Origin of the sequence: Cohnella silvisoli (genome assembly GCF_021190915.1) — a bacterium.
Classification (GTDB): Bacteria; Bacillota; Bacilli; order Paenibacillales; family Paenibacillaceae; genus Cohnella; species Cohnella silvisoli.
In genome coordinates this window covers 225,274-237,620 of record NZ_JAIOAP010000006.1, presented here as the reverse complement: position 1 = coordinate 237,620, position 12,347 = coordinate 225,274, and the positions used below count along the sequence as shown (strand labels likewise).

Annotated in this window: 9 protein-coding genes; 7 read left to right on the top strand and 2 right to left on the bottom strand. The window is 46.5% G+C overall.

The window, feature by feature from the left end; genetic code table 11:
• Positions 1-141: 141 nt before the first annotated feature.
• From K7P76_RS13860 to K7P76_RS13845, 4 genes are all read left to right on the top strand, one after another.
• A complete protein-coding gene (locus K7P76_RS13860; RefSeq protein WP_232185889.1) occupies positions 142-1,443 on the top strand; it encodes a sugar ABC transporter substrate-binding protein in 1,302 nt (433 codons plus the stop codon).
• 102 nt (positions 1,444-1,545) lie between these two features.
• Complete coding sequence (locus K7P76_RS13855; protein ID WP_232185888.1) at positions 1,546-2,421, top strand: carbohydrate ABC transporter permease; 876 nt, start codon at positions 1,546-1,548, stop codon at positions 2,419-2,421.
• Positions 2,421-3,257 carry a carbohydrate ABC transporter permease gene (locus tag K7P76_RS13850; protein WP_232185887.1) on the top strand — a complete coding sequence of 279 codons (837 nt, stop codon included), beginning with the start codon at positions 2,421-2,423 and terminating at the stop codon, positions 3,255-3,257. Before K7P76_RS13855 ends, K7P76_RS13850 begins: the two co-directional genes overlap by 1 nt.
• Positions 3,258-3,342: 85 nt before the next feature.
• Positions 3,343-4,980, top strand: coding sequence for a glycoside hydrolase family 13 protein (locus K7P76_RS13845; protein WP_232185972.1), 1,638 nt, complete (start codon positions 3,343-3,345; stop codon positions 4,978-4,980).
• Between the two features lie 64 nt (positions 4,981-5,044).
• Here K7P76_RS13845 and K7P76_RS13840 read toward each other — a convergent pair whose 3' ends face one another.
• Both K7P76_RS13840 and K7P76_RS13835 read right to left on the bottom strand, forming a co-directional pair.
• Complete coding sequence (locus tag K7P76_RS13840; RefSeq protein WP_232185886.1) at positions 5,045-5,917, bottom strand: carbohydrate ABC transporter permease; 873 nt, start codon at positions 5,915-5,917, stop codon at positions 5,045-5,047.
• A 46-nt stretch (positions 5,918-5,963) separates the two neighbouring features.
• Complete coding sequence (locus K7P76_RS13835) at positions 5,964-6,914, bottom strand: ABC transporter permease (protein ID WP_232185885.1); 951 nt, start codon at positions 6,912-6,914, stop codon at positions 5,964-5,966.
• Between the two features lie 145 nt (positions 6,915-7,059).
• Between K7P76_RS13835 and K7P76_RS13830 the strand changes: the two genes are divergently transcribed.
• The 3 genes from K7P76_RS13830 to K7P76_RS13820 all read left to right on the top strand — a co-directional run bounded on the left by K7P76_RS13830 (position 7,060) and on the right by K7P76_RS13820 (position 12,315).
• The gene (locus K7P76_RS13830) at positions 7,060-8,889 is read left to right on the top strand and encodes a sensor histidine kinase (protein ID WP_232185884.1); all 1,830 of its coding nucleotides are present in this window, start codon (positions 7,060-7,062) and stop codon (positions 8,887-8,889) included.
• Position 8,890: 1 nt separating this feature from the next.
• Entirely contained in the window at positions 8,891-10,498 is a 1,608-nt protein-coding gene (locus tag K7P76_RS13825; RefSeq protein ID WP_232185883.1) for a response regulator transcription factor, read from the top strand.
• Between the two features lie 107 nt (positions 10,499-10,605).
• Positions 10,606-12,315: a type 2 periplasmic-binding domain-containing protein gene (locus K7P76_RS13820; protein WP_232185882.1), complete on the top strand. Its 1,710-nt coding sequence runs from the start codon at positions 10,606-10,608 to the stop codon at positions 12,313-12,315.
• Positions 12,316-12,347: the final 32 nt, after the last annotated feature.

The window sequence follows — 12,347 nt, the reverse complement described above, 5'->3', positions numbered from 1 at the left end:
TTTAGTAAAATTTAAGTAAAATATTATCGAATTTTGTCTTTATTATACTAAAACTTCGTAAAATTTTATTGACTCCCCATTGTTATGGCAGTACAATGTGATTGTAAGCGTTTTACCTATTTTCATAAGGGGGCGTACAAATTGATAAAAGTAAAAAAGGGTATTGGTTTACTAACAGTGACAGCTTTGATCGCGGCAATGGTAGGCTGTGGAAGCTCAAATGATGGCAATTCCAGCCCGAGCGCAAGCTCCGGTTCCGGCAGTTCTCCTTCCGCTTCGAATTCTTCGCCCGCAGCACCGGAAAAGCAGAAGAAAATCACGATTTTCCAATCGAAGGTTGAAATAGCGGAATCGCTGGAAGCTTTGACCAAGAAATATACAGAAGAAACCGGTAATGAAGTCGAAGTATGGGGTTCTGCTGGTGATGCCTACGGAACGCAATTGCAAGCCAAGCTTACAGCTAACCAAGGCCCGAATATTTTCAGCGTCGGTACCGGTTCGGAAGCCGAGAAGTTGAAATCGTACTTATACGACTTGAGCAATGAACCGTATGTGAGCAATATTGCGCCCAACGTGGCATTAAAATTGGACGGCAAAGTCGTTGGCGTACCTTACGGCGTTGAAGGTTTCGGTTTGGTTTACAACAAAAAGTTGGTCGATCCTAAGAACGTAACGGATCTAGCTTCCTTCACCGCAACGCTGGAAAAGCTTAAAGCAGACGGCAAGAACGGTCTGAGCCTTTCTCAAGAAGCCTACTTCTTGATCGGGCACATCATCAATATGCCTTTTGCGTTGCAGCCTGACCCGAAAGTCTTTATAGAAAAACTGAACAAAGGCGAAGTCAAGCTGGCGGATACGAAAGAGTTTCAAGAGTTCGCGAAATTCATGGATGCGATTAAAGCGAATAGCGGTAATCCGATGGAAGTTAAGTATGACTCCCAGATGGGCGACTTTGCGACTGGCAAAACAGCGATGGTTCATCAAGGAAACTGGAGTTACGGTATGTTGAAGGATTACGGGGATTTAGGTTTCGACGTCGGCATGATGCCATTCCCGTTGGCGGGCAATACTAAACTTTCCATTGGCGTAGCTAGCAACTGGGTTATCAATGGAAAGTCCGACGCGGATGAAATCAAAGCGTCCAGCGCATTCCTGAACTGGCTGTTGACAAGCGATGCAGGTAAAAACGCAATCGTGAACGAGTTTAAGTTTATTCCGGCTATGACGAACATCGAAGCAGACTCACTGGATCCATTGTCCAAAGACGTATTCGAAGCAACGAAAAGCGGGCAAACTGTTTCTTGGGCATTTAACGACTTCCCGCCAGGGATTATCGTTAATGACCTAGCCCCGGCGACTCAAGAGTTCTTCCTTAAAAAAGACATGACTGGCCAACAGTTCTTGCAAAAGCTGGACGCTGTATGGGCTAAAGCTACAAAATAAACTACTCGCCATGAAATAGGACGAAAGCCTAACAGACATTAGCGTTAGGCTTTCGTTTTTCCGCACGACCTTTCCAAAATCACCTGAAAAGAGTGAATAATAATGAGTAAAAAGAAAGACAAAGCGTGGTTCGTTTTATTTACAGTACCGTTGCTATTTGTCTTTACAACCGTCGTAATCATACCGTTTATTATCGGGATCGTATATTCTTTCGTGAGTTGGGACGGCATTCCCGCCAATCCCAAAGTGTTCGTCGGCTTCGATAATTATGTCAAGCTCATCCATGACGATCGCTTTCTCGCTTCCTCTTGGCATACCATTAAATTTACGGTTTTATCGCTGATAGCCGTTAATCTGTTTGGACTTTTGCTATCGCTGCTCGTTACGTCCAAGCTGCGCGTAAGCAATACGGCACGGACGTTATTCTTTATGCCTAACCTTATCGGCGGCTTAATTCTCGGCTATATTTGGCAGTTCATATTTACGGATGCATTCAAATTAATCGGTCAGAAAACAGGTCTTGAAAATATTTTCTTTAACTGGTTGCTCGATCCGCAATTTGCGTTATACGCGATGGTCATTGTGTTTACCTGGCAGATGGCTGGCTACACGATGATTATTTATATTGCGGGCCTTCAAGGAATTCCGGACGATATGATTGAAGCCGCCAAGGTAGACGGCGCGAATATGTGGCACAGGCTTACCAAAATCATTTTCCCGCTGTTGATGCCTTCTTTCACTATTTGTCTCTTTTTGACGCTTTCCGGTGCATTCAAGATGTTCGACGTTAACCTGTCCTTGACTAAGGGAGGACCCAATAACGCCACGGAAATGTTCGCCATGAATATTTTTAATGAAATATTCGGCTACGGTCATTACGGACTTGGTCAGGCCAAAGCCATCGTATTTTTCTTGATCGTGGCGATTCTTACCTTAACCCAAGTTGCCATCACGAAACGGAAAGAGGTGCAAATGTAATGAAAAGATCAAGCAAACTGATATTTGAAATTTTGCTTGCCGCTATTGCGCTTGCCTTCTTGTCCCCGGTCTACATTATGGTGGTCAACTCCTTCAAAAACCGTGCTGAGCTGTATGAAAACGCATTGGCGCTGCCTTCTTCTTTGAGCTTCCAGTACTATTCCAAAGCGATGGACAAGATGAACTATCTCACCGCTTTCGGCAATTCATTATTCGTCACTATCGTTTCGGTGGCCATCGTCGTTATTTTGGCTTCCATGACGGGGTGGATGCTGGTAAGGACGGACAATAAGCTAAGCAAAATCATCTTTTTGACGTTAGTCTCCACGATGTTGATTCCGTTCCAAACGCTGATGATGCCTCTGATGCAGGTTATGGACTGGATTCGCAGCAATCTTCATATCCCGATGCTGAATACGCATGGGGGACTGATCTATATGAATATAGGATTCCATGCGAGTATGGCGGTATTCCTCTATCACGGCTTTATCAAGTCCGTTCCTATCGCTCTAGAGGAGGCCGCGACTTTAGACGGCTGCACCAAGTTCGGCGTGTTTTGGAGAATCGTGTTTCCGATGTTAACGACGATTACGATCACGATTGCGATTTTGGACGTTATCGCGATGTGGAACGACTACTTGCTTCCGTCTTTGACGCTATCCGATAAAGGCCTGCGCACGATTCCGTTGTCGACCTTCTATTTCTTCGGAGAGTTCACCATTGTGTGGAACTTGGCTATGGCAGGGTTGACTTTGACGATTATTCCGGTAGTGATTTTCTACTTTTTCGCGCAAAAATACATTATTAAGGGCATTGCGGCCGGAGCGGTAAAATGAAAATACGTTTTTCGCGATCGGATGACATCCAGGATCGACATCAGAACGGCTTCACGAATGACGGAGGGTATGTTTAATGACGGATATAAACAAAAATTGGTGGAAACAATCCGTGGTTTATCAAGTTTACTGGAGAAGTTTCTACGATTCCGACGGGGACGGCTATGGAGATTTGCAAGGTTTGATCCAGAAGTTGGATTACATTCACGAGTTGGGCGTCGATATTATATGGCTGAACCCCGTATACGAGTCGCCTGACTTAGACAACGGATATGATATCTCCGGTTATGAAGCTATTATGCCGAAAGCGGGCACGATGGAAATATGGGAGAAACTGCTCTTCGAGGTTCATGCTCGCGGCATGAAGCTGATCATGGACCTCGTCGTCAATCATACATCCGACCAACATTCCTGGTTCTTGGAGTCAAAGTCGTCCAGAGACAATCCCAAAAGGGACTGGTATATATGGAAAGATGCGAAAAACGGAGAAGTCCCTAACAATTGGCGTTCTTATTTCTCTCCTTCGACGTGGGAATGGGACGAGGCGACGGAGCAGTGTTATTTTCATTCCTTTGCCGTCGAGCAACCGGATTTGAATTGGGAGAACCCGGAATTGCGTGAGGAAATTTATCGCACGATGACGTATTGGCTGGATAAAGGCATTGACGGCTTCCGGTTGGACGCGATTGCTTTATTGGCCAAACCGGAAGGATATCCCGATGCGGAAAACCGCGACGATATTCAGTATTTAACGAATCATCCCGGATTGCATGCCTATCTGCGGGAAATGAATGAACGCGTATTCCGTCATTACGATATCGTGACGGTAGGCGAAACGGCGTTCGTAACGCCGGAAGAAGGATTGAAATACGTAGGGGAACACCGCGGGGAGCTAAACATGTTGTTCCATTTTGAAGTATGCGATGAGATGCCGTCGTGGGACATGCTTCGATTCAAGGATATTCAGAGGCGTTGGTATAAGGGGCTCTGGGGCAAAGGTTCGAATTCGCAGTTTCTGAACAATCACGATCATACTAGGCAAGTTACCCGATTTGGAAACGACGGCCCTTACAGGGTGGAGTCCGCAAAACTGCTAGCCACCATGTTGCACACCTTGCCGGGGATTCCTTATATTTATCAAGGCGAAGAGATTGGAATGACCGGCGTAAAGTTCGACTCCATCGATCATTACAATGATATCGCGATGAAAAACCGTTACGAGGAAGAGGTCGGTAAAGGCAGAGATCCGCAGGAGGTGCTGCAAAGCCTTCAAGCCTTAAGCCGGGATAATTCCAGAACGCCCATGCAGTGGGAGAATACGATTCACGCGGGATTTACGACCGGAACCCCATGGATTAACCTGAATCCGAATTACGCCGAGATTAACGTGGCAAAGGATCTATCGGACCCGAACTCGGTTTATCGTTATTATCAGAAGTTGATCGCATTGCGCAAAAATAATGAAGTTATGGTTTATGGCCAATTTGAAGAGTTGCCGGAGTGGATGCAAAACGAGCATCTCTATGTGTATACCCGTACTTTGGGCGATACCCGATGGTTAATCCTGCTTAACCACTCGGATGAGAAATCTTCTATTCAATTGTCTCCCGCTTATAAGGACTTTTCCCTGAAATTATTGTTATCCAACTATTTAGCGAACGACGCTGCATCAAATGACCGAATCGAGCTAAATCCCCATGAAGCTCGGATTTACGAGATATAAGCAAACCGGCTTACAAACAAAGCCCTCGGCTCGATGCCGAGGGCTTTGAATTTGCGCCAAGCGGTCATTCCTTAACCGCGCCGATAATGACCCCTTTGACAAAGAAGCGTTGCAGGAAGGGATAGACCGCCAGAATGGGCAGGGCGCCGATAAAGATCTGGGATGCGCGGATCGTTCGCGGAGACATATTGGCAACCATTACCGGATCGAACTTCGTCATATCGGCTTGTACGATAATCGTCTGCATGAAGCTCGCAAGCGGAAGGTTCTTTGATTCTTTAATATAGATCAGGCCGTCAAAATAGGCGTTCCAATGTCCAACCATCGTAAACAAGGCAATCGTCGCAAGGGCCGGTAATGATATCGGAAGGTATATCGAAATGAAGCTGCGAAAGTAGCCAGCACCGTCGATAAATGCAGATTCCTCAAGATCTTTGGGGACGGTGCGGAAGAAGTTCAGCAGCAGAATGACGTTATAGACCGTAACCAATCCTGGAAGGATAAGAGCCATCAACGTATCCATCAAGCCGAGCTTCAGGATAAGGATATAGTTTGGAATCAGGCCGCCAGTGAACAGCATCGTAACGACGAAATACCAAAGATAAATATTGCGCGCCCGGAATATGCGAGTGTCTTTGGCAAGGGCGTAAGCGGCTATCGCGTTAACGAACATGGCAAGCGCCGTTCCAATAACGGTTCGTTGCACGGATACCCACAGGGAGGAAAGGAAGTTGGCGTTGTTAAATGTTTTGGCGTAGGCTTCCAATGTAAAACCGATCGGCCAAAACGTAACCAGTCCTGAGTTGGCGGGGGCGGTTGAGCTGAAGGACACCATCAGCAAGTGAAACAACGGCAATAGGCAGGCAATGGCGGTAGTTGTTAACAGCACGTTGTTAAACACTGTAAATACGCGATAAGAAAGCGCTTTGTGGTACATGAATTGTCACCCTTTCAATTAAAACGGCTTCGCCGGCCTTGGGACGCTAGAAGATCCGATATCCGGCGATTTTATAGGCAAGACGATAGGAAATAACGATTAAGGTTAAGCTGATCATAGATTTGAATAGGCTAACTGCCGTTGCGAAGCTGAATTGTCCGCTAAGAAGACCTTGCCGATAGACGAACGTATCGATAATATCTCCCTGTTTGTAGATGAGAGGAGTGTACAGATTAAACACCTGGTCGAAGTTAGCGTTAAGTACGTTGCCTAGCGCCAAGGTTCCGACAACGACGATGATCGATACGAGGGAAGGGATTGTGATATGAAAGGTTTGCTTTAGGCGGCTTGCCCCGTCGACTTCTGCCGCTTCATAAAGCGCCGGATTAATGCCGGCAAGCGCTGCCAGGAAAACAATCGTATTGAAGCCGAATTCTTTCCAGACGTCGCTGAAGATAATCGTAAATCTGAACCAAGTCCCGTCACCAAGAAAGAAAATCGGCTTAATGCCGAACAAATGCGTAAGCATTTGATTAACAAGTCCGGTCTGGGCAAGCAAATCAATTAGAATCCCGGCAAGGATAACCCAGGAAAGAAAGTGGGGTAGGTAGACAAGCGTTTGAATGGATCTTTTTAATCCCGTATTTCTTACCTCATTCAATAGTAAAGCGAAAATAAACGGAATGATTAAGTTCATCAGGATCTTAGTACATGCAAAGAACAACGTATTCCATGTAATTTGCAAGAAATATTCATTTTCGAACATATACCGAAAATGCTTCAGGCCAACCCACGGAGAGCCGGATATTCCTAATGCCGCCTTGTAATCTTGAAACGCCATAACAATTCCCGACATAGGAACATAAGAAAAAATAAAAACGAACACAACGGCCGGAAGCACCATGAAATGAAGCATCCAGGGTTGCTTGTAGCTGCTTTTTCTTTTTATACGCGGGGTGTCCTCGAGGGTCACTTGCTGTACCGTATTTGTGTCCATAGCTCTCTCCCGTTCCATAAAATCTCATTTGTGTATCATGAGAAACCCTGCTATTAATAGTATCAACAAGGTGCAGCATAGAACTATATGACATTGTTAGGATCGATAGGGTTTTGTTAGGGGACATCGTCTGGAGGGGCCGATTATGGAGCTAAGTAGAGGTTTTGAGTTTGTCAGAAGAAGGATGAGTTCCAGGTTTAGCCTGTTCGCCAAAATGAACGGATTGATCATGATTTTGTTCATCCCGATCATTATCTTGTTTACCTATTCCAACGGCATCACATTCAATGTAATAAGCAAGGAGCTTCAGGTATCTAACACCAAACAGCTCTCCTTCCTATCCAGCCAGATCGACTCGAGGATCAATCAAACAATGGATTTCGTTATTACGTTCTCGAGAGATCCGAATGTTCAGAAATTCAACGGACTAAACATCTGGGATGATCGTTATGACCGAATGCAGACGAGATACGTAGTCCAGGAAAAGATGATGCTGCAGTCCGGCGTCATGAATATATGGCCTGTCCAATACACGGTGTATTCCCAGCAAAATAAAGAAGCCATATCTAATTACAGCAATAACTCGGTAAAGTACGATGAAAATTACCTCAAGAGAAATATGACTGGAAAATGGACGTACGGTGATGGCGAAACCGTGCTTCCTGGCCAATCTAAAGCTTTTTATTGGTTCTATACCGATTCCTTAGGCCAGCAGGGGACGCTTAAAGGGAGTAATCTGGTGGTCAAAGCGAGCTTCGGTCATGAAAATATTCAAAACATGCTGGATACGTATAAGGCAGGCGGGCAAGGGGATCCGTTTTTTTACCACAAGGGAGATATTCCGATCTTGAATCGCAGTGCGTCCAAGCCGCTGGCGAACGAACTGATCCAGTATTTGGACGGACAGTCTCTGGAAGACACGATGCAGAAAGTCGTGAAATTGGACGATAAAAAATATTTGGTAAGTGCCGTAAAGTCTCCCCAATTGAAATGGTATCTGGTTGACATTGTTCCGCTAGGCCAGATCATGGGACCGATATCGTTCAGCCGGAATCTATTTTATTTATCGATGGCTTTGCTTTTCGTGGTCGGTATTTCCGCATCCGTGCTGCTCTACAGAAACGTTCAACGTCCGATCAGAAAGCTGATTCGGGGATTGCAAAGCGTGCAGCGGGGGGAATTCTCGGTACAGCTTAACTCCAACGTGAATAGTGAGTTTTCGTTTCTGTTCTATCGGTTCAATGACATGTCGCGGCAAATTCAAGGTTTGATTGAAAACGTACTCAATGAAAAACTTCGGGCCCGGGAAGCGACTCTGAAACAGTTGCAAGCTCAAATTAATCCGCATTTTCTCTACAACTGCCTCGGCTATATGATTAACATGGCCCAGATGAAGGATGAAGAGGCGGTCGTATCGATGGGGTATAATCTAAGCGCATACTACCGTTACATCACCCGAATGGAGCGGCCATTGGCAACCTTGGACGAAGAGATTCGACTGATCGTTAACTATCTGGATATTCAGAAGCTGCGCAACGGCCGAATTCACTACCTTATCGATATTCCCGAAGAGATGCTGAACCAACATGTCCCTCGCTTAATGCTCCAGCCAATCGTGGAAAATGCCGTCATTCATGGGGTAGGGAAATCTTATTCCTCGGGTGAAATTCGGATCACAGGCGAGATGTCAAACGGCTGCTGCAAGGTTTATATCGATGACGACGGACCCGGAATGGATCCCGAACTGCTAGAGGCGTTAAATCGTAAAATGAGGGAGCCCCTGCAGGATGAAATGGGCTACGGCCTTTGGAATACCAATCAGCGGATCATTCACCTATTCGGAGAAAACTCATATCTTTGTTTCACAAAATCGCCTTTAGGCGGATTTCGGACAGAGATCGTTTGGGAGATAACCTCCGGTGAAGAACATCGCCATCAGCCTGACCTACAGCCTGACCTAGAAGGAGACACCTAACATGCAGATGATCATAGTAGACGATGAAGCTCACTGGGTAGATAACCTGTCCATGCACAAACCTTGGCACACGCTCGGCATTGAACAAGTTCATAAAGCTTATTCCGCGCATGAAGCACTGCAAATTATTGAAACACACCCTATCGATATTGTGATATCGGATATTTTAATGCCCGAAATGACGGGAATTGAGTTGATAGAGCGAATTCGCATCCGGGACAAAAAAATCAAATGCATTATACTATCCGGTCATTCCGATTTTGAATTTGCCAAAAAAGCCGTCCAGCATCAGGCGGTGGATTACCTGCTCAAACCGCCGACGGACAACGAGTTGTTCGCCGCGGTTAAAGCTGCGATCGAGCAATTGAATGCGGAATGGGAAAGCATAAGCTCGCTTGAACGCACCCAATATACCCTTCGGGAGAATTTGCCGTTCCTGCGCGGTCAGTTGCTCCTTGACGCCTTGCGGGGACAGCGGATGCCGACCGACGAATGGAACCGGAAACTCGAAAATTACGGATTGCCTTTCAACGATGGAGATTGCGCCCTGCTGCTTGTCCGAATGGAGGAAGAATTCGGACAATACAAGAACAATGGGCAGCAACTGATGGAATATGCGATCATCAACATGGCGGAAGAGATTTTCGGTGAATTTACGGAGGTTTGGGGCGTTAAGGAGGAGCATGGGTATCTTGCATTTTTGCTTCAGCTGAAGGGAAAAGGTCCCGACATCGGTAAAGAAACCCTATTGGAGAAGCTTGCTATACAGCTTCAGTATAAAGTGAAACAGTTTCTGAAAGGGTCGCTGTCCATCGTTATGACGGAATGGTTCCGGTTTCCGGAGCAGCTTCCGGACCGTTATCGGCAGGGTTCAGCTTATTTCCGGCAAATTGTCGGGGACGAACGGGAATTCGTCATGCGGGTCGGCGACTTGGAGCCGGACATTTCGCAGGAACCCCTGAACGCTCTTTACATGCCTCCTTCATTGATTAATCTCCTTGAAGCCGGGCGTTGGGAGGCAGCGGAAAATAAGCTGACTGACGTATGTGCGGAATTGGATGAAAGATGGTCCGAATCTTGGGAACACTGCATGGAGGCCGGATTTTTAATCGTTTCTTCTTTCACGAATCTCGCACACCGGAACGGCCATACTTTGGCCAAGTTAATTGGACCGGATATTGAACCGGTGCAGAACGGGGACGCTTTCTCCTCGATCAGCAAGCTTCGAAAATGGTCATTGGGCGTACTTGGCAAGCTGAAAGAGGGGACTTCCAACGAAGTCAAAGATATACGCTCCCTGTATGTGAAGAAAATCCAAGAGTTCGCGGAGAAAAACTTGCATCGAGATGTTTCTCTGCGTGCGCTGGCCGACCACGTGAACTTGCATCCGACGCATTTATCCAAAATCTATAAGATCGAAACCGGTGAAGGAATAAGCGATTACGTGTCCGCGCTTCGAATGGAGCGTGCTTGCCACTCGCTGAAGACAACCGACAAGAAGGTGTATGAAATCAGCATGGAAGTCGGTTATTTGGATTCGGCCTATTTTATCAAAGTGTTTAAACGCCAGTTCGGGGTAACTCCGCAAGAATATAGGGACGGAAATTAACTGCATGACAGAGTCCTATGGAAACTAACAAATTCATATAGATGCCCTCCCCGACCAGTTGGTAAAGTAACACTTGTAAAGATCTTAGACCGTAGGGGGAAACAAAAATGGGTAAACTCAGAAAATCATGGCTGCTGCTCGTGGTCGCGGCACTCGTCGTATTGACGGGATGCAATGGGAAGAACGCCGGAAACGGGAATGCGGTTAATACCGCTTCTAGTGAAGCCAACTCATCTGCACCTGCTTCCGCATCCGAATCCGAATCCGCTTCGGATTTAGCGTTCAAGAACGGTAAATACGATCCGCCGATTGAGATCAGCACCGTTATTATGCCAAAGAAGTATACGAAAGGCGAAACCCAAGATAACAATGTGCATGATCGTTGGATGTTGGAGCAATTCGGTATCAAGCATAAAGATACTTGGTATCCAGCCGGCAGCGATCAGTATAAACAGAAGCTTCAGCTCGGGATTTCTTCCGGCGAGAAGCTGCCTGATTTCGTACAGGTACCAACCGATGCTGTACTCACCAACCAACTGATCGATTCCGGACAGTTTATCGCGATCGACGAGTTGTTCGATAAGTACGCTAACAAGATTTGGAAGGACCACGCTGCACAACATCCGGAATTGTGGTATCCCTTCACGAGGGATGGGAAGAAATACAACCTGCCGATCCTTGAATACACGGACAATGACGATACGTTGTTATGGCTCCGGGAAGATTGGATGGAAAAGCTGAAGCTTCAGGCTCCTAAGACGATCGCGGATCTAGAGAACGTGATGGACAAATTCAAGAACGAGAATCCGGACGGATTAGCTCCGAAGGACGTCTACCCACTCGCGATTTCCTTGAAAAACAATACGAACACGTGGATGGGCGGTCTCGATTGGCTGTTCGGGGCCTATGGCTCGGTTGAGGAGCAATGGAACAAAGACGCGAACGGCAATCTGGAATACGGCTCCGTCAATCCCGGGGTTAAGCAAGCGTTAGCTAAGCTGCAAGAATGGATGGACAAAGGCTATATTCATCCTGACTCGGCATTGTGGGATGAAGGGAAATCGGCTGAGATGTGGACAAAAGGGAATGCGGGTGTTTTGCCTGGAGCAAACTGGGTCCCTGATTGGCCGGCTCCGGATTTGTTGAAAAACGTAAAAGGCTCGAAATTTAAAGCTTATCCGGTTCCTGCCGGCCCGGATGGACTGATGGGCACGAAATGGCAAAACTCGGGCGTTAATAGCAGCTTCATGATTAATAAGGATGCCAAACATCCGGAAGCGATTATTTTGTATTACAACTACTTGTTGGATAACCTGGCTAACCCGGCTACCGGCAGCAAATTCGAAAACGGCTTTGCCCAAGGGTACGATTGGGACATCGTGGACGGAAAACCGACCAGCAACAAGGATAAAATCAAAGACTTCTTCAATGACTTCCCGTTCATAACGGGACCGGCGCGGATTCCAGATCTTTATATGAAATCGCTGGTTAAACTCGCGGACGGCAAAACGCCGGAAACCCCTTACGAGAAGCAACTCGCGGAGTTCCGTAAACCGGAAAACTGGTATGCCGCGAAAGTGGTCATGTCACAATTGGATATCCGCAAGCAAAACTATTTCACAGGCGCAGCAACGCCGACGATGATTACGAAATGGAGTCTTCTGCGCCAGTCCGAGCTGGAAACGTTCAACAAAATCATTTACGGCAAACTTCCGGTCGATGCTTTTGACCAATTCGTTGCCAATTGGAAAGCGAATGGCGGAGAGCAGGTTACGAAGGAAGTTAACGAGTGGTTCCAGTCCGTAACTAAATCATAAACTTAGGCCTCTGTAAATCAGAACGCCCTCAA

Bases quoted from the DNA above. Each gene is read 5' to 3' on its own strand.
- K7P76_RS13855 (WP_232185888.1), top strand. From the start codon at position 1,546: ATGAGTAAAAAGAAAGACAAAGCGTGGTTCGTTTTATTTACAGTACCG.
- K7P76_RS13850 (WP_232185887.1), top strand. From the start codon at position 2,421: ATGAAAAGATCAAGCAAACTGATATTTGAAATTTTGCTTGCCGCTATT.
- K7P76_RS13840 (WP_232185886.1), bottom strand. From the start codon at position 5,917: ATGTACCACAAAGCGCTTTCTTATCGCGTATTTACAGTGTTTAACAAC.
- K7P76_RS13835 (WP_232185885.1), bottom strand. From the start codon at position 6,914: ATGGACACAAATACGGTACAGCAAGTGACCCTCGAGGACACCCCGCGT.
- K7P76_RS13830 (WP_232185884.1), top strand. From the start codon at position 7,060: ATGGAGCTAAGTAGAGGTTTTGAGTTTGTCAGAAGAAGGATGAGTTCC.
- K7P76_RS13825 (WP_232185883.1), top strand. From the start codon at position 8,891: ATGCAGATGATCATAGTAGACGATGAAGCTCACTGGGTAGATAACCTG.
- K7P76_RS13820 (WP_232185882.1), top strand. From the start codon at position 10,606: ATGGGTAAACTCAGAAAATCATGGCTGCTGCTCGTGGTCGCGGCACTC.